Annotated in this window: 13 protein-coding genes; 8 read left to right on the top strand and 5 right to left on the bottom strand. The window is 71.0% G+C overall.

What is annotated here, in order from left to right; all coding sequences use genetic code 11:
• Positions 1 to 167 precede the first annotated feature (167 nt).
• Entirely contained in the window at positions 168 to 956 is a 789-nt protein-coding gene (locus tag TSO352_RS33870; RefSeq protein WP_247871989.1) for a sigma-70 family RNA polymerase sigma factor, read from the bottom strand.
• A 550-nt stretch (positions 957 to 1,506) separates the two neighbouring features.
• Here TSO352_RS33870 and TSO352_RS08860 point away from each other — a divergent pair.
• The 4 genes from TSO352_RS08860 (at position 1,507) to TSO352_RS08875 (ending at position 4,377) form a co-directional block, all read left to right on the top strand.
• Entirely contained in the window at positions 1,507 to 2,526 is a 1,020-nt protein-coding gene (locus TSO352_RS08860; protein WP_109106977.1) for a transglycosylase SLT domain-containing protein, read from the top strand.
• A gap of 169 nt (positions 2,527 to 2,695) precedes the next feature.
• Positions 2,696 to 3,031 carry a hypothetical protein gene (locus TSO352_RS08865; RefSeq protein ID WP_109106978.1) on the top strand — a complete coding sequence of 112 codons (336 nt, stop codon included), beginning with the start codon at positions 2,696 to 2,698 and terminating at the stop codon, positions 3,029 to 3,031.
• Between the two features lie 131 nt (positions 3,032 to 3,162).
• On the top strand, positions 3,163 to 3,474 hold the full coding sequence (locus TSO352_RS08870) for a hypothetical protein (RefSeq protein WP_109106979.1): 312 nt from the start codon (positions 3,163 to 3,165) through the stop codon (positions 3,472 to 3,474).
• 57 nt (positions 3,475 to 3,531) lie between these two features.
• Complete coding sequence (locus tag TSO352_RS08875; protein ID WP_247871990.1) at positions 3,532 to 4,377, top strand: class I SAM-dependent methyltransferase; 846 nt, start codon at positions 3,532 to 3,534, stop codon at positions 4,375 to 4,377.
• Positions 4,378 to 4,416: 39 nt separating this feature from the next.
• Here TSO352_RS08875 and TSO352_RS08880 read toward each other — a convergent pair whose 3' ends face one another.
• Both TSO352_RS08880 and TSO352_RS08885 read right to left on the bottom strand, forming a co-directional pair.
• Complete coding sequence (locus TSO352_RS08880; RefSeq protein WP_247871991.1) at positions 4,417 to 8,736, bottom strand: translocation/assembly module TamB domain-containing protein; 4,320 nt, start codon at positions 8,734 to 8,736, stop codon at positions 4,417 to 4,419.
• Positions 8,737 to 8,838: 102 nt separating this feature from the next.
• Positions 8,839 to 10,821 (bottom strand): autotransporter assembly complex family protein, encoded by a 1,983-nt coding sequence (locus TSO352_RS08885; RefSeq protein WP_109106981.1) that lies wholly within the window; start codon positions 10,819 to 10,821, stop codon positions 8,839 to 8,841.
• A gap of 209 nt (positions 10,822 to 11,030) precedes the next feature.
• On the opposite strand from TSO352_RS08885, the gene typA reads away from it, so the two are divergent.
• From typA to TSO352_RS08905, 4 genes are all read left to right on the top strand, one after another.
• Positions 11,031 to 12,857 (top strand): translational GTPase TypA, encoded by a 1,827-nt coding sequence (typA, locus tag TSO352_RS08890; RefSeq protein ID WP_109106982.1) that lies wholly within the window; start codon positions 11,031 to 11,033, stop codon positions 12,855 to 12,857.
• A 141-nt stretch (positions 12,858 to 12,998) separates the two neighbouring features.
• Complete coding sequence (locus TSO352_RS08895; protein ID WP_109106983.1) at positions 12,999 to 14,672, top strand: iron ABC transporter permease; 1,674 nt, start codon at positions 12,999 to 13,001, stop codon at positions 14,670 to 14,672.
• Between the two features lie 113 nt (positions 14,673 to 14,785).
• The gene (locus TSO352_RS08900; RefSeq protein ID WP_109106984.1) at positions 14,786 to 15,808 is read left to right on the top strand and encodes a Fe(3+) ABC transporter substrate-binding protein; all 1,023 of its coding nucleotides are present in this window, start codon (positions 14,786 to 14,788) and stop codon (positions 15,806 to 15,808) included.
• Positions 15,809 to 15,821: 13 nt separating this feature from the next.
• Entirely contained in the window at positions 15,822 to 16,883 is a 1,062-nt protein-coding gene (locus tag TSO352_RS08905) for an ABC transporter ATP-binding protein (RefSeq protein WP_109107374.1), read from the top strand.
• 21 nt (positions 16,884 to 16,904) lie between these two features.
• Here the strand turns inward: TSO352_RS08905 and TSO352_RS08910 are convergent, their stop codons facing one another.
• Both TSO352_RS08910 and TSO352_RS08915 read right to left on the bottom strand, forming a co-directional pair.
• Positions 16,905 to 17,102, bottom strand: coding sequence for a hypothetical protein (locus tag TSO352_RS08910; protein ID WP_109106985.1), 198 nt, complete (start codon positions 17,100 to 17,102; stop codon positions 16,905 to 16,907).
• A gap of 55 nt (positions 17,103 to 17,157) precedes the next feature.
• Positions 17,158 to 17,568, bottom strand: a complete 411-nt coding sequence (locus TSO352_RS08915; RefSeq protein WP_109106986.1) for an HIT family protein — start codon at positions 17,566 to 17,568, stop codon at positions 17,158 to 17,160.
• Between the last annotated feature and the right edge of the window lie 20 nt (positions 17,569 to 17,588).

The raw sequence follows: 17,588 nt of genomic DNA on the forward strand, positions 1-17,588 counted from the left end.
CCTGATGGCGGCGTCCTTGCGGGCGCCGCCATTTCTTTTGGCCGTTGGATCGGATCGGCCGTTGGATCGGATCGGCACGGAAGGCGCATGAAAACGGGGCGCCCGGCGACCGGACACCCCGCGAAATTCGTACAGGCCCCGGGTGCCGCCGGGGAACCGACGCCGGTTCAGGCGTCGGCGTCGTCGCTCGGGCTGTGCCCCTCCATCAGCAGGCGGAGCGCACGGCGCCCGCGCGACAGGCGCGACTTCACGGTGCCGATGGAGATGGCGAGGATGTCGGCCGCCTCGTTGTAGGAGATCCCCTCCAGGCCGATCAGCAGCACGACCTCGCGCTGCTCGTTCGGCAGCAGGGCCAGCGCGCGGCGCAGGTCGCGCAACTCCATCCGCACGAACTGCGACCCGGGGGCGGCGCCGATGGCGGCCTGCGCCTCGGCGTCGATGTCGACCACCGGCTGCCGGCGGCGGACGCCGTTGATGTGGAGATTGCGCAGGATGGTGAACAGCCACGCGCGCAGGTTGGTGCCGGGACGCCACAGATGCAGGCGCGACAGCGCGCGCTCCAGGCATTCCTGCACCAGATCGTCGGCCAGCGTGGCGTCGCGCACCATGGCGCGGGCGAAGCGGCGCAGGCGGGGGATTTCCTCCTCGATCTGGCGGATCACCGCCGGATCGGGCGGCGCGTTGGGATCGGGGCGGAAGTCATCCTCCGCCGCCGTGGCGACGGTGTCCCTGGCGGCGTCCCCAAGGGTGGCATCCTCGACGTCCGGAATAGTCTGCGCCTCCGCGTGGCTGGTGGTGTCATGACGGGTATCGCCGTGGTCGGCGTCCTGCTTCGCAGCAGCCGGCGCATGGTCCGAACGGGTCCGGCCGACGGCATCGGCGCCGAACGCTCCCGGCTCGACCGGCGTCGGGCAGCGCATTCGGTGGCTCAACGTGGTCGCGACGTGGTTCGCCATCGGTGAAACGATGCCTCCTTGATTGCCGTGCGCCATGGCGGTGCGGGTTCGACGCGCCGCCGTGGCCTCCGGCGCGACGGCCCCGGAAGGGCGCCTTGTTCCGCGTCCGTCCGGGGCCGTCGAATTTGCAGCCGATTATCTGGCCCGATCCGTACGTAATGGGCGCACAAACCACCTGCCAGATGGGAAAAAGGCTAGTCGCTCATACAAAGTGGCCAGAGTACCCCCAGAGTACCCCGTGAATCCCACGAAGGTCGCCGTTCGGGTGTTGGCGAATAACTTGGTTGTTCGTTATCTCTCCAACACGATTGGAGGACGCATGACCAAGCTGAAAAGAAAAAGGCCGAACGGCAATGACCGATCGGCCTATGGATTTTTTATTGGTGGCTCCGCATCAAGCATGTTCTGCGATGACTTATCGTGCAGCCACCTTTTCACTACGGCATATGCCGGCGCCCCAAAGGGCTGCAGCGGCGTCCTCCCTGAAAAATCGGAGTTGTTCCTTTCGAAGTTCTCCGAACGCTTCAGTAAAATCATACAGGGGGGTCACGTGAAAGGCCACACGAACCTTTGCGGTACGCCGTTCGCGCTGAAGAACTCAGCAACCATTCAGCGTGGTTTCAACCGGTTGGCCCGCGGCACGCGCATCGCCGCCCTGACCTTCGGCGCGCTGCTGCCGGCGCTGCTGACCACGGCACCGGCCGAGGCCGGGATCGCCGAGAAGACGGTCGCCGCCCTGCAGACATTGGCCGGCAAGGGCAGCGCCCGCGCCCAGTACGAACTGGCGCAGCATTACGAGCGGGCGGACGGGGTGCAGACCGATCTGCGGATGGCGCTGTCGCTCTATTGCCGAGCCGCCCGCCAGGACTATGCCGACGCCGCCCTGATGGCCGGGCGGATGCACATGGCCGGCCAGGGCGGCGTCGCCAAGGACGCCGAGCTGGGGCGGGCCTGGCTGCGCAAGGCGGCGGCGCTGGGCAACGAGCCGGCGCTCCGCATGGTCGGCACCGCCGACCGGGTGAAGACGCCCGACCGCTGCGAACCGCCGAACGTGCGCTGGGGGGTGATCCGCAAGCCGCCGGCCGAAATCCGCGCGATGGTGGCGAAGATGGCGCCGACCTATGGCCTGGACCCCGATCTGGTGCTGGCGGTGATCGCGGTGGAATCCGGCTACCGCGTCGACATCGTGTCGGACAAGAACGCCATGGGCCTGATGCAGCTGATCCCGGAGACGGCGGAACGCTTCGGCGTTACCAAGCCGTTCGACCCGGAACAGAACCTGCGCGGCGGGATGAAGTACCTGCGCTGGCTGCTGGCCTATTTCGACGGCAACGTCACGCTGGCGTTGGCCGGCTACAACGCCGGCGAAGGCGCCGTGCTGCAGTACAAGGGCGTGCCGCCCTACCGCGAGACCCAGGATTATGTGGTGAAGATCCACAGCCTGTATGCATCGAACTACCACCCCTACAACCGCGACGTCGTGCAGTCGGCCGGGCTGGTCAGTCCGAAGCGAGAGGAGGTGGCCGAGCTGTCGCTTTCGACCAGGACGCGCAGCGGCGGCAAACGCTGAGAACGGGAGATTGCGAATCGGAAAAAAGCGACTCGGACGACTCGGAGCGTGGATGGTTAACACTTTGGTTATAAAATGCTGATTACCCTCGGGAAGCGAAGGAATTCGCAAGAGCCGCCCCCAAGCGATTCCCAGCGTTTCATCCGAACGTTTCTCGAGGACCCGCCCGATGCCCATGGCCGCCGACGTCGATACGATCGAACGCACCTCCATCGTCGCCTACACGCTGTTGAACGAGTTGCATGAGGTCCTGGCCCTGCCCAAGGCTCCGGACGACGTCACGCTGGGCATCCTGATGGGCATGGCCATGTTCCTTGACGACAAGGTCGGCCCGATGCGCGCCAAGCGCCTGATGAGCGAGGCGCCGACCATCGTGCTGAAGACCGACGCCCACGTCACCGCCGACCAGACCCAGCGCATCCTGCCGGTGCTGCGCGCCTTCGGCGATCACCTGAAGGACCTGCGCATGAAGGCGGAGCGTCCGGTGAACAGCACCGTCGCCTGATCCCGGCGCCTGATCCCGGCGTCTTCCCCGACCGACACAGCGCGACGCGACGACCCGGCCCCGACAGGCGCCGGGTCCGTCGCGTTTGGTGAACCTTGACCGGCGGGTCGAATGGGCGGAAGCTTTCGCCCATGGACTGGTACACGGGGCTCAGCATCGTCGCCATCGTGGCCGGCGTGACCATCAGCGTGGTTGTGCTGGTGGCCGTCGGATCGATCCGCCGCAGCCTGAACGAGGCCGCGACGCGCCAGTCGCAGCAGATCCGCAAGCTGACGGAGACGGTGACGACGCTGTCCGCCCAGCATCAGGCGGCGCAGGCCCGCATCCAGCAACTGACCGACGCCAACCGCAAGCTGTCCGACGAGCTGACCGCACTCGGCGAGCGGTTGAGCGATGCCGACACGGTCCAGCGCGTTGCGGGCAGCGCGAGGCTTCTCCATTGAGCCCGGTGTGGTAGAACGGTGAGCGTAACGTCCCCGATCGAATTGAACGCAGGGCCCGTGACCGACACTCTCCTTGCCGATGGCACCCACCCCGATGCAGCGCGCGAGCGCGACCGCTGGGCCGCCAGCGCCGACGCCTGGGACCGCTGGGCCGACCCGATGGCCGGTCTGGCCGACAAGCTGAACCGCCCGCTGCTCGACGCCGCCGAGGTGGCGGAGGGCGACCGGCTGCTCGACCTCGCGTCCGGGGCCGGCGAACCGGCGCTGAGCGCCGCGCGCCGTGTCGGACCGGGCGGGCTGGTGGTGGGCAGCGACCTCGTGCCCGGCATGATGGCCGGCGCCGTCCGTCGCGCCCGGACCGCGGAAGGGGCGGCGCCCGTCTTCCTGGCCGCCGACATGACCGCCCTGCCCTTCGCCGACGGCGCCTTCGACCGCGTGACCTGCCGGTTCGGCATCATGTTCGTCCCGCCGGTCGACCGCGCGCTGCGCGAGGTGCGGCGGGTGCTGCGCCCCGGCGGGCGGGCGGCCTTCATGGTGTGGGGTCCCCGCGCCGGCAACGGGCTGTTCGCCGAGATCGGCGCCGTGGTGGCCGACCATCTGGGCGAGGACGGCAGCCTGGACCCGCTGTTCCGCTTCGCCGACCCCGGAACCCTGACCACCATCCTGCGCGCCGCCGGATTCCAGCATGGCGGCGAAACCGACCTCACCCCGGTGCGCAAGGCGCCGGCCGGCCAGCCCTTCTGGCACGCGGCGCTGGAGATGAGCTTCGGCCACCGGCTGGGCGGCCTGCCCGCCGACCGCCGCGCCGCGCTGGAGGCCGACATCGCCGCCCGCTTCGCGGCGAAGGCGGTGGACGGCGTCGTCCCGGTCCCGTCGCACGCCCGCATCGTGGTCGGCTGGTGAGGGCGGCGTGCTGACGACCCGACCGGGATGGAGAGCGGCTCAGTAGTCCTTCTCGTAGGTCAGGCCGAACTGGGTGTCGGAGTTGGCACCCACCGCCGCCTGACCCTTCAGGTTCTTGGTGATGTCGACCTCGACCTTGGCGCGGCTCTGGTTGGCGCCGATGCCCTGTTCGACGCCGACATAGACGCGGTCGCTGACGTAGCGGCCGGCCTGCACCGCGCCGCCCTTGCCGTTCTCGCCCTGGGTGAAGTCGAGCCGGTCGACGCCCAGCCCGCGCCGCACGCGGTCGAGCAGGCCGCTGCCGCCGCCGACCCCCGCCAGCGCCGCCGCCGACTGGGCAAGCTGCACCGCCTCCGCCGCGCTGAGGTTGCCGACCGACTTGCCGAACAGCACGCCGGCCAGCACCTCGTCCTGCGGCAGGCCCTGGGGCGAGGTCAGCTCGATCTTCGGCTGGCGCGCGGTGCCGCTGACCACCACCTGGGCGGTGACGCTGTTGGCCGTCGCCTCCGCCATCAGGTCGAGCCGCGGGTCGATCGGCTGGGTGCCGTCGAAGTCGAAGATGCCGCGCTTGAACTCGAAGCTGTGGGCCAGCAGGTCCAGGCTGCCCTTCAGGACGGTGAAGCGCCCGGTCACCTCCGGCGCGTTGGCGGTGCCGGCGACCTTCAACTGCCCGCCCAGCTCGGCGTTCAGCCCGCGGCCGCGCACGAACACCTGGTTCGGCGCGTTCACCGTCAGGTCGAGCGCCAGCACGAAGGGCGTCGGCGCCGGTTCGGCCGGCGGCGGCGGCACCCGCCGGGTTCCCGCCGCGGTCGCCACCCGGGTTGCGCCACGGCCGCGGCCCTTGCCGACCTCCGTCACCTTCAGGTCGACGACGTTGGCCGGCAGCCGGTCGGGCACCTGGATTTCGGCACGGCGGATGTCGATCGGCCCGGCGAGCCGGGCGTTGGCGAAGCCGCCGGTCAGCGTCAGGTTGGCGCCGACCTCCGCCGTCAGCAGGTCGATCTCGACCAGCCGGGCGTTGTCGGCCTTCAGCACGATGTCGAGCTGGCGGTCGGCCGGGGCGGCCGGGCGGACGACGCCGCTGCCGCTGATGGCACCGCCGTTGCGGGTGCGGCCCTGGAAGCGCTGGACGGTGAAGACGTCGCCGTCGCCGACCAGCCGCGCCTCGATGTTGGTGATGACGGCGCCGGACGCCCGGTTCTCGTAGCGCCCGTTGGCCAGCACCACCGACCCGCCGAGCGACGGGCTGGCGATCGTGCCGCCGGCCCGCACGTCCAGTTGCAGCGAGCCGCGCGCCCGGTCGCCCGAGGTCGCCAGCAGGTCGTTCGCCAGCGACAGGTCGATGGTGCCGTTCACCGCCGCCTCCAGTTCGCCCTTCGGCGGCAGGCTGACGGCGTAGCTGTCGGGGTCCATCACCAGCGGCAGGGCGGCGTTGGCGGTCAGGCGGCCGGCGTTCTTCGGCATCGCGACCTGCCCGGTCATGCTCAGCCGGCGGTCGCGCCACTGCGCGTCGACGGTGGCGTCGATGCCCGGCAGGCCGGCCTGGGTCGTCTGCTGCGCCTTCAGCCCGGCGACGCGCAGCGTGGCGTCGGCGCGCGGGTTGCGCAGCGTGCCGCCCAGCGTCGCCCGCGCGTTCGCCACGCCGTCGAGCCGCAGCGTCGGGCTGGCCAGCTTCGCCAGCGCCAGCGGCAGGCGGTCGATGGTCAGCTCGCCGCTCAGCCGGTCGCCGTTGAGGCCGAGGTCGGCGGCCAGCCGGGCGTTGCCCGACGACAGCCGCAGCTCCTTCACCTCATAGCGCCGCTCGGCGAGCAGGATGGTGGCCGGACCGGTCATCCGCAGATCCTCGCCGGCGTAGCGCGCCTGCAGCCGGTCGAGCCGGATGCGCGTCGCCTCGCCCTCGCGGGCCATGCTGCCGCCGAGGTCGAGGGCGACCGGCTGCGCGCCCGCTCCCGCGGCGTTCGCCTGGAAGCTCGCCTTCGCCAGCGAGCCGTCGACCGAGGCGGTGACCTTCGCCAGCGGGGTCCCGGCGGCGGCACCGTCGGTCAGCTCGACCCGCGCCTTGCCGCTGGGGCTGCCGAGCGCGTCGGCGACGTCGGCCGACGCGGTCAGGCGGCGGGCGGTCAGCAGCGGCCCGGCCTGCCCATCCACCCGCAGGTTGCTGGCGTCGGCGGTCAGCGCCGCGGCCTGCTTGCCGCCCTTGCCGTCCAACGACAGGGCAAAATTCGCTCCGCCGCCGAGCGGCATCCCCGCCAGCTCCGACAACCCGTCGAGCCTGGGCAGCGTGCCGGTCAGTCGGCCGGTGGCGAGCAGCGTGCCCAGCGCCACCTGCAGCTGGCCGGCGATCCGGTTGGCGCCGGTGGCGACGGTCAGGTCGTCCAGCCGCAGCGTCTGGTCGCGCAGGGCGTAGCGGCCGTCGAGCGCCAGCGGCGTCTTGTCCAAATGGGTGCGCACCGACAGCGTGCCGTTGGGCGCGGCCGGCAGGCCGGCGGCGCTGGCGGTCACCTCCGTGGCGCCGAGCCGGCGGCCCTGCACCACCAGATCGCGGGCGCGCAGGCTGGCCTGCGCCTGGATGGCGTCGAGCGGGCCGCGGGCGGTCGCCTCCAGCGTTGCCGCACCCTCCATCGGCGTGCCGACCGCGCCGCCCAGCGGCCCCAGCGCCGCGATGGCCAGCGTGGTCCGGGCGTCGACCTGGTTGTTGGCGAGGGATGCGACGCCGGTCAGCGTGCCGTTGCGGCCGTCGACGGTCAGGCCGGTCAGTCGCAGGGCGCCGTCCGGCTCCATCCGCCCCGCCAGCGCCAGCGTCGCCTTGTCGCCGAGCACCGCGTCGGCCGGGGTACCGGTGGCGAGCCGGTCGGCGCTGCCCTTCAGGTCCGCGGTCAGCGTGCCGTCGGCGGCGCGGCGCACCGGACCCGACAGCGTCACCGCCCCGGCGAGCGGCCGGCCGGCCAGTCCCGACAGCGGCGCGAGGTCGTCGGCGGCGACCGACAGGGTCAAATCGGCGGTCTGGCCCCACCCGTCCACCGTCCCCTGCGCCGCCGCCTTGGCGGCCGGCGTCGTCAGGGTCAAGGTATCGAGGCCGATCCGGCCGCTGTTGGTGTCGATCCGGGCGCGGGCGGCCAGCACCGTCTCCGGCGCGGTGAGGGGGGACAGCGCCGGGTCGTCGGCGGCGAGGTCGCGCAGCGTGCCGTTCACCGCCACCGTCAGCGCGTCGAGCGCGCCCTCGGCGGAGCCCTCCACCACCGCTTCGCGCCAGGACAGCGGGACCAGCGGGTGCAACGCCGAATCGGGGCCGGCCTGGACGGTCCAGCGCAGGGCGACGCTCTTGTAGTCGGCGGCGATGTCGCCGTTGATGGTGGCGGTCGCCGCGGCGGCGATCAGCGCCACCGGGCGCAGCGTGATCGCGCCGGACGGCGCCATCAGGACGGTGGCGTTCAGCGACGGGCTCGGGCCGACCAGCGGCGTCACCGTGTCGCCGGCGATCCCCGCGATCAGCGGGGCGATGTCGCCGCCGGCGGCCAGGGTGAGGGCGCGGCCCTCCGGCACCGTCCGGATGGTGGCGTCGGCGCTCAGGGTGCCGCCGCCGGCCGCCGGGTCGCCCGCGGTGGCGTTCAGCTTGCCGTTCCAGTTGTCCAGCGTGCCGTCGCCGTTCAGCGCCAGCTCGACCGGCGGCAGGCCGGGAATCGACAGCAGGCGGGCGATGACGCCACCCGCCGGTTCCGATGCGGTGACGGCGAGCTTCAGCGCCTTGCTGTCGGGGGTGAAGGCGGCGGCGATGTCGGCCTGCCCCGGCCGGTCGTCGATGCGCGCCACCGACAGCTTGACGTCGAGCGCCCCGCCGCCATGCGCCAGATTGACCGCCCCGCCAAGGCGCAGGGCCGCCGGCTCGCCGGCCAGCGCGGCGGCCAGTTGCAGCCGCTCCACCACCAGCGCGTCGAGTTCGACCCCAACCGGAAGGCTGGGCAGGACCGAGGCGTTGGGATCGGACGGCGTCGACGCCGTCGCCTGGGTGCTGACCGGCGCGCGGGCGACGTCCACCGACGCGGCCTCCAGCCGGTCGATCTTCAGACGGCGGGTGAACAGCGCCGAGGGCGACATCACCACGCGCAGCCGGTTGATCGTCAGCCAGACGCCCTGGCTGTCGGCCAGCGTGACGGTGGCGATGGTGAAGTCGGTCGGGATGCTGCCCTCGATCGCGCCGAGCTTCAGGTGCATGTCGGGCGATTCGACCGCCCCCTCGATCTGGTCGACCAGCCACTGCCGGGTGTCGCCGATGAAGGGAAGCGCCTGCGCCGGGGCAGCGGCCGAAAGCAGACCGGCCAGCACGGTCAGACCGATCAGAAGAAAGCGAACCGCCGTCACACCACACCCTTTCAACCGCAAGACCCTGCCTTAAACCACGGGAGCCCGACATCGTCCCACCGATCGTCCGGACGAAATCGGGCAAAACGGTGACCTCTCCCGCTAGAACGCCTGCCCCAGGCTCAGATACAACTGCCAGCGGGCGTCGCCGCTCGGCGGGTTCAGCGGGAAGCCGACATCGACCCGCAGCGGGCCGAAGTCGGTGTAATAGCGCAGGCCCAGCCCGGCGCCGACGCGCAGCGGCTCGGAAAAGTCCGGATAGGCGGAGTCGTAGACCGTGCCGGCGTCGATGAAGGGCACCACGCCGATGCTGTCGGTCACCTTGATCCGCAGCTCCGCCCCCATCTCCAGCAGCGAGCGGCCGCCGACCGGGTCGTCGAAGCGGTCGCGCGGCCCCGCCTTCTGGAAGCCGTAGCCGCGCACCGACCCGCCGCCGCCGGCGTAGAAACGGTGGTCGGGCGAGATCTGCGACAGCGACGCGCCCAGGATGCTGCCGACCCCGATCCGCGCCGCCGCGACGTAGCGCCCCTCGCTGCCGAGGTCGTAATAGGCGGAGCCGTTGATCTGCACCGCGGTGAAGGGGGTGTTGGTGTCGCCACCCGCCGGAAACCAGGGCGTGACCTGCAGCGAGGCGCGCTGGCCGGAGGTCGGGTTCAGCAGATTGTCGGTGCCGTTCCACGCGGCGGCCAGCGGCACGCCGATGTAGGCGGTCTGGTAGGTGGTGTCCTGCGTCTCCACCCGGCCGCGCTCGCCGGCGACGCCGTAGCTGATGGTGAGCTGGTCGGTCAGCGGCCGCTCCAGCTTGACGCTCAGTTCCGAGGCGACGCGGCTGTAGGCCGGCGGCTGGTCGTTCACCACCGCGAAGTTGACCACCAGCGACTGCTTCACCGCCAGGAAGTCGGGCTTGCGGAAATTGACGCTGAAGCGCAGGTCCGGCAGGTCGTTCTTGCTGCTGGAACTGCCGCCGGAGGAGCCGGCGACGCGGCCGACCTCCACGCCGACGCGCAGCCGCTCCGCCCCGCCGAACAGGTTGCGATGGCCCCAATAGGCGTTGGCGCCCAGCCCGTCCTCGGTCGAATAGGTGACGCCGGCGCCGACGAAGCGGCGCTTGCGCTCGCCGACCGTGACGATGACCGGCGTCACCCCGTCCGGTCCCGGCTCGTCGGCCAGCCGCACCCGCACGGTGTCGAACACCTCCAGCTTGGCAATGTCCTGGCGCGCCCGGTCGGTGGCGGCGGGGTCGAAGACCTGCCCCGGCTTCCAGGCGAGGCGGCCACGCACCAGATCCTCGTCGACCGTTTCCAGCCCCTCGATCCGGGTGTCGCCGTAGCGGACGACCGGGCCGGTCTGCACCGTGTAGGCGACGTCCATCGTCCGGTCGGCATGGTCGACCACCACCTTGCGGTCGGTCGCCTTGGCGAAGGCATAGCCGCGCCGGCTCAGCCGCCCGACCAGCTCGCCCTCCGCGTCCAGCACCTTCTGCGCCACCGCCGGTTCGCCGGCGGCCAGGCCGAGGTTGTCGGTCGCCACCTCCTTCGGCAGGGTGGAGCCGTCGGCCCCCTGCACCGTCACCGTCTTGATGTGGTAGAGCGGCCCCGGCGACACCGCGACGGTCACCTTCACCGGAGTGTCCGGGACCGGAGCGCCGGCCGCCGGCCCGCCGTCGATGCGGATGTCGAGCTGCGCGTCGTAATAGCCGGCGGAGCGCAGGGCGGTCTGCAGGCGGTCGCGGTCGCTGTCGGCCCGCCGCTCCAGCCCGATCAGCGAGGGCGGCGCGTCGCCCTTCAGCTCCACCAGGGTGGAGGCGTCGTTCAGCGTCTTGCGCAGCCCGTCATCCTCGATCCCGGTGAACTCCACCTCGTATTTGACGCCGGCCGGCGCCGCCTCCTCGTCGGGGGGCGGCGTGTCGGGCGCGGCCGGGGGAGCCGCGGCGGGGGGCGCGGTGTCCGGTGCGGCGTCCTGCGCGCGGCAGGTTTCGGCCGGCCCCAGCAGCAGCAGGGCGGCGATCAGCGGGGCGGCGATGGGGGCTCTGAGCGGCGCGGCAGCGGCCACCCGTCGGCGGGAAGCGGAGACGAGGCGGGTCATCGTTCCCAATGTAGGGTCCAAAGACGCATGGCTCCATCCCGGAAATTCGCGTTAGACCGAAGGGCACGGCACTTGCGTTTTTCCGCGGGTTCCATATATTGCGCCGCAACAGTTTCCCCGACAGCGCCCACCGAATTCTTCGGCGGGCCTTTTTGTTGTTTGCGGCAAGGTGCTGCGTGTCGGGGGTGCCATTGCGAGACCAAGGCTCCATGAATCTCCGAAACGTCGCCATCATCGCCCACGTCGACCACGGCAAGACCACGCTGGTCGATCAGCTCCTGAAGCAGGCCGGTTCCTTCCGCGAGAACCAGCAGGTTGCGGAGCGCGCCATGGACTCCAACGATCTGGAGCGTGAGCGCGGCATCACCATCCTGGCCAAGTGCACGTCCGTCCTGTGGAACGACCTGCGCATCAACATCGTCGACACCCCCGGCCACGCCGATTTCGGCGGTGAAGTCGAACGCATCCTGTCGATGGTCGATGGCGTCGTCCTGCTCTGCGACGCGGCCGAAGGCCCGCTGCCGCAGACCAAGTTCGTGCTGGGCAAGGCCCTGAAGCTCGGCCTGCGCCCGATCGTCATCGTCAACAAGGTCGACCGTTCCGACGCCCGTCCGCACGAGGTGCATGACGAGGTGTTCGACCTGTTCGCCTCGCTCGACGCCTCCAACGACCAGCTCGACTTCCCGACGCTGTTCGCCTCGGGCCGCAACGGCTGGGCGACCACCGACCTGGAGAACGGCCCGCGCGAGACGCTGACCCCGCTGTTCGAGCTGATCCGCGACCACGTCCCGGCGCCGAAGGTGCAGGAGGACGCGCCCTTCACGATGCTGGCGACCACCCTGGAAGCCAACCCGTATCTGGGCCGCATCCTGACCGGCCGCATCCAGACCGGCACCGTCAAGGTCAACATGGCGATCAAGTCGCTGAGCCGCGACGGCAAGCTGATCGAGAACGGCCGCATCAGCAAGGTGCTGGCCTTCCGCGGCCTGGAGCGCGTTCCGGTGGACGAGGCGACCGCCGGCGACATCGTCGCCCTGGCCGGCCTGACCCAGACCACCGTCGCCGACACCATCTGCGCGCCGGAAGTCACCGACCCCATCGCCTCGCAGCCGATCGACCCGCCGACCCTGGCGATGACCTTCTCGGTCAACGACAGCCCGCTGGCCGGCCGTGAAGGCGACAAGGTGACCAGCCGCATGATCCGCGACCGCCTGTTCCGCGAAGCGGAAGGCAACGTGGCGCTGCGCATCACCGACACCGAGGGCGGCGACGCCTTCGAGGTCGCCGGCCGCGGCGAACTGCAGCTGGGCATCCTGATCGAGACGATGCGCCGCGAGGGCTACGAGCTGGCGATCAGCCGCCCGCGCGTGCTGTTCAAGACCGACCCGCTGAACGGCCAACGCCTGGAGCCGATCGAGGAAGTCGTCGTCGACGTCGACGAGGAGTTCTCCGGCACCGTCGTGCAGAAGATGGCCGAGCGTAAGGCCGACCTGGTCGAAATGCGGCCCTCGGGCGGCGGCAAGACCCGCATCGTGTTCTACGCCCCGTCGCGCGGCCTGATCGGCTACCAGGGCGAGTTCCTGACCGACACCCGCGGCACCGGCATCATGAACCGCCTGTTCCACGGCTACGCCCCGTTCAAGGGCGCCATCGCCGCCCGCCGCACCGGCGTCCTCATCGCCAACAGCGACGGCACCGCCGTTGCCTACGCGCTGTGGAACCTGGAAGACCGCGGCCCGATGCTGATCGATCCGGGCGTTCCGGTCTATCAGGGCATGATCATCGGCGAGCACACCCGTGGCAACGACCTCGAGGTCAACGTCATCAAGGGCAAGCAGCTGACGAACATCCGCACCACCAGCAAGGACGAGGCGGTCCGCCTGACCCCGCCGATCCAGATGACGCTGGAGCGCGCGCTGTCCTACATCTCGGACGACGAGCTGGTGGAAGTCACGCCGAAGTCGATCCGTCTGCGCAAGCGCTACCTCGACCCGAACGAGCGCAAGCGTCACTCCCGCGCCGCCGAGGCGAGCTGATCGCACGGCGGATCGGCTGAGCTGATCAAAACGGCCGGCGCCTCTCCACCCTTTCCCGTCTCGCGACGGGCGGCTAGGGTGGGCGGGGCGCCGGCCGTTTTCGTCTGGGCCATCCATCTGACAGTGTGAGGATTGCGACGCATGGCGATGGCGACCGACGCGACGTCACCCGGCTCCCCGGCCGTCTCCGTCCGCCGCCTGTGGTCGCGCATCGGGCCGACCGGCCTGCTCGCCGTCATCCTGGCGTTGGCGATCGCCCTGCCGATCCTCGCCGTCTTCGTCCAGTCCGCCGGCGTCTCCACCGACCTGTGGAGCCACATGGCGCGGACCGTGCTGCCCGGCTACATCGTCAACACCCTGGTCCTGCTGGGCATCGTCGGCGTCGTCACGCTGGTGACCGGCGTCGCCTGCGCCTGGACCGTCACCATGCACGATTTCCGCGGGCGCGGCGTCCTGCAATGGCTGCTGCTGCTGCCGCTGGCGATGCCGGCCTATGTGCTGGCCTACACCTACACCGACTTCCTGCAATTCGCCGGGCCGCTCCAGTCCGCGTTGCGCGCCGCCTTCGGCTGGCGCCGCGGCGACTACTGGTTTCCGGAGATCCACACCGCCTGGGGCGCCGGGCTGGTGCTGTCGTCGGTGCTCTACCCCTACGTCTACGTCCTGACCCGCGCCGCCTTCCTGGAACAGTCGGTCTGCGTGCTGGAAGCCGGCCGGACGCTGGGCTGCACCGCCTTCGGCGCCTTCCGCCGGGTGGCGCTGCCGCTGGCCCGCCCCGCCCTGGTCGCCGGGGTCGGCTACGCCCTGATGGAAACGCTGGCCGACTTCGGCGCGGTGCGCTATTTCGGCATCGACACCTTCACCGTCGGCATCTACCGCACCTGGTTCGCGCTGGGTGACCCGGCCGCCGCGGCGCAGTTGGCCTCGGTCCTGCTGCTGGTCGTGCTGGCGCTGGTGGCGTTGGAGCGGCTGTCGCGCGGCCGGATGCGCTTCCACCAGACGACCAGCCGCTACCGCGCCCTGCCCGCCCCGCGCCTGTCGCCGGGCGGCACCGTTGTCGCCTGGATCGTCTGCCTGACGCCGGTGCTGTTCGGCTTCCTGCTGCCGGCCGCCATCCTGATCCGCATGATCCTGCGCGGCGGCACCGAGCTGACGCTGGCCCGCTTCACCGACCTGACGGTCAACACCTTCATCCTCGGTGCGGCCGGCGCCCTGCTGGTGGTCGGCATCGCCCTGCTGGTCATCCACGGGGTGCGGCACGACCGCAGCGGCCTGGCCGGCGGCGCGGCGAAGCTCGCCTCGCTCGGCTACGCCACGCCGGGGACGGTGATCGCCGTCGGCATCCTGATCGCCGCCGGGCTGATGCGCGACTGGGCCGGCTGGCCGGTCGGCGCCATCCTCGGCACCACCATCGCCGGGATCCTCTACGGCTACCTGATCCGCTTCTTCGTCGTCGCCTACGGGCCGCTGGAATCCGGCTTCGCCAAGATCGGCCCCAACCTGGAGGGCGCCGCCCGCTCGCTCGGCCACACGCCGTGGCAGGTGCTGCGCCGGGTCCATCTGCCGCTGCTGCGCCCCAGCCTGCTCAGCGCCGCCATGCTGGTGTTCGTCGACATCACCAAGGAGCTGCCGGCGACGATGATCCTGCGGCCCTTCAACGTCGACACGCTGGCGATCGAAGCCTTCCGCATGGCCTCGACCGAGCGGCTGGACGACGCCGCCCTGCCGGCCCTGGTCATTGTGCTGGTCGGGCTGCTGCCGGTCATCTACCTCAGCCGCAGCATCGCCGCCGCGCGGCCCGGCCATCGGGGCTGAGCGGCCTGGGGAAACCCCCAGGGCTCCGGCAAATTTCCCGGCTCGACACCCGGCGCTGCAACTGATACCCATTCTCATCATTGTGAGAACGGTTATCAGTCCGGGAGCGACGTATGTTCATCAGCAAGATTGCCGGCTTGGCCTTCGCGGCTGGCGCCTTGACCGCCGTTTCGGTCCAGGCACAAGAGGTCAACGTCTACAACTCGCGGCATTACAACACCGACCGCGTCATCTATGAGACGTTCACCAAGTCCACCGGCATCAAGGTCAACATCATCGAGGGCAACCACGATGAACTGATCCAACGCTTGAAATCGGAAGGCGCCAGCAGCCCGGCCGACCTGTTCATCACCGTCGACGCCGGCCGCCTCGCCGCCGCCGCCAAGGAGGGACTGCTCGCCCCGGTGACCTCGCCGGCGCTGGAGGCGGTCAAGGTACCGGCCAATCTGCGCGACCCGGACGGCGCGTGGTGGGGCCTGTCCAGCCGCGCCCGCATCATCGTCTACGCGCTGGACCGGGTGAAGCCGGGCGCCATCACCACCTACGAGGATCTCGCCAAGCCGGAGTGGAAGCACCGCGTGCTGACCCGCAGCGGCACCCATCCCTACAGCCTCGCCCTGACCGCCTCGATGATCGAGGCCAAGGGCGACGAGGCGACGGAGGAGTGGGTGAAGGGCCTCGTCGCCAACCTCGCCCGGCCGCCGCAGGGCGGCGACACCGACCAGATCAAGGCGGTGGCGGTCGGCGAGGGCGACGTCGCGCTCGCCAACACTTATTACGTCGGCAAGCTGATCACCTCGGCCAAGCAGGAGGACCGCGAGGTCGCCGCGAAAATCGGCGTGGTCTTCCCGAATCAAAGCGATCGCGGCACCCACGTCAACCTCAGCGGCGCCGGCGTGGTCAAGACCGCCCCGCACCCGGAGAACGCCCGCAAGCTGCTGGAATATCTGCTGAGCCCGGAGGCCCAGCGCCAGTTCGCCGACGGCAACATGGAGTATCCGGTCAACCCGGCGGTCGCGCCGCATCCGGAGCTGACCAAGCTCGGCAGCTTCAAGCCGGCCGCCGTCAACGCCGCCGCCTTCGCCGCCCACACCCCGCAGGCGATGCGGATCATGGACCGCGCCGGCTGGAAGTGACCCTGAGGTGATGATGAGCGACGCCCCCTCCCCCTCCGTCGTCCTGTCGAACATCCGGCACCGCTACGGCCGGCTGACCGCCGTCGACGACGTGTCGCTGTCGGTCGCCGCGCGCGAGGTGGTGTGCATCGTCGGCCCGTCGGGCTGCGGCAAGTCCACCCTGCTGCGGCTGATCAGCGGGCTGGAGACGGTGCAGGCCGGGACCATCGCGGTGGAGGGGGCGACGCTCGCCACGCCGGACCGCTCGCTGCCGCCGGAACGGCGGCCGGTCGGCATGATGTTCCAGGACTTCGCGCTGTTCCCGCACCTGACGGTCGCCGGCAACATCGCCTTCGGCCAGACCGACCGGCCGCGCGCCGAGCGCAAGCGCCGGGTGGCCGAGCTGCTGGAGACCATGGCGCTCGCCCGCTACGCCGACGCCTACCCGCACACCCTGTCGGGCGGCCAGCAGCAGCGGGTGGCGCTCGCCCGCGCCATGGCCCGCGACCCCAAGGTGCTGCTGCTCGACGAGCCGTTCTCGGCGCTGGACGAGCAGCTCCGCCGTTCGGTGCGCGAGGAGGTGGTGCGGATCATCCGCGCCAGCGGCATCGCCACCATCGTCGTCACTCACGACCCGGAAGAGGCGATGGAGATGGGCAACCGCGTGGTGGTGATGGAGGCCGGCCGAATCGTCCAGGCCGACACGCCGGTCACGCTCTACCACCGCCCGGCCAACAGCTTCGTCGCCCGGCTGTTCGGCGAGGTCAACCGATTCGAGGCGACGGTGCGCGACGGCGCGCTCGACACCCCGCTCGGCCGTCTGCCGGCGCCGGCGCTGCCCAGCGGCACCCGGGTCGAGGTCGCCTGCCGGGTCGAGGATCTGGAGCTGACCGCGCCCGGCGCCCGTCCGAACGCGGTGCCGGTCCGGGTGCGCCACTCCAGCTTCCTCGGCGCCTCGACCCGCGTCTGCCTCGACCTGCCGGGCGGCGGGCCGGAGATCCACGCACGCCTCCCCGGCCATGTCGATGTGCAGGCCGGGCAGGAGCTGGCCGCGGTGGTCGACGCGGCGCGGGTGATGGTGTTCCCGGCAGGATGAGGGGGGCGGCCGGCGGCGCCGTCAGTCCCGCCCGCTCTCGCGCTGGCTCCGCTCGATGATCCCCTGCTTCTCGCCCATCTCGTCCCACTTCTTCTGGACGGGCTTGTCAGGATCGCCGGACGCCTGTCCGGTTTCCTCGACCAGCTTGTCCTCGATCCGCTGGGCGGCGTCGGACGGGGCATCGGACTTGCGGTGGTCGTCGTTGTTGTTGGCAGGCATGGTGGCGGTCTCCCAGGCTGTGGTTGACCACCCCAACAGAGCGCCGCCGGAAAGCTCACGCGGCGGCGCGCAACGCCTCGGCCAGCCGCTGGGCGAGCGCGGCGCCGTCGGCCGCCGCGTACGGCTCGGCATGGCCGGAGCCCCAGACCGGACCGGGCCAGGCCGGATCGCCACGCGTCCGTCCGATCACATGGACGTGCAGTTGCGGCACCATGTTGCCCAGCGCGCCGACGTTCAGCTTGTCGGGCGCGAACAGCCGCTCCAGCACGGTGGAGGCGCGGACGATCTCCCGCATCAGCGCCGCCTGGTCGGCCGGGTCCAGCCGGTGGATCTCGACCGCGCCGGGCCGCATCGGCACCAGGATCAGCCAGGGCCACAGCCGGTTGTTCATCAGCAGCACCCGGCACAGCCCCAGATCGGTCACCGGCAGGGTGTCGGCCTGTAGCCTTTCGTTAAGGGAAAACATGCTTGTCTCCTGACCTGAAC

The organism is Azospirillum sp. TSO35-2, from assembly GCF_003116095.1.
GTDB lineage: Bacteria > Pseudomonadota > Alphaproteobacteria > Azospirillales > Azospirillaceae > Azospirillum.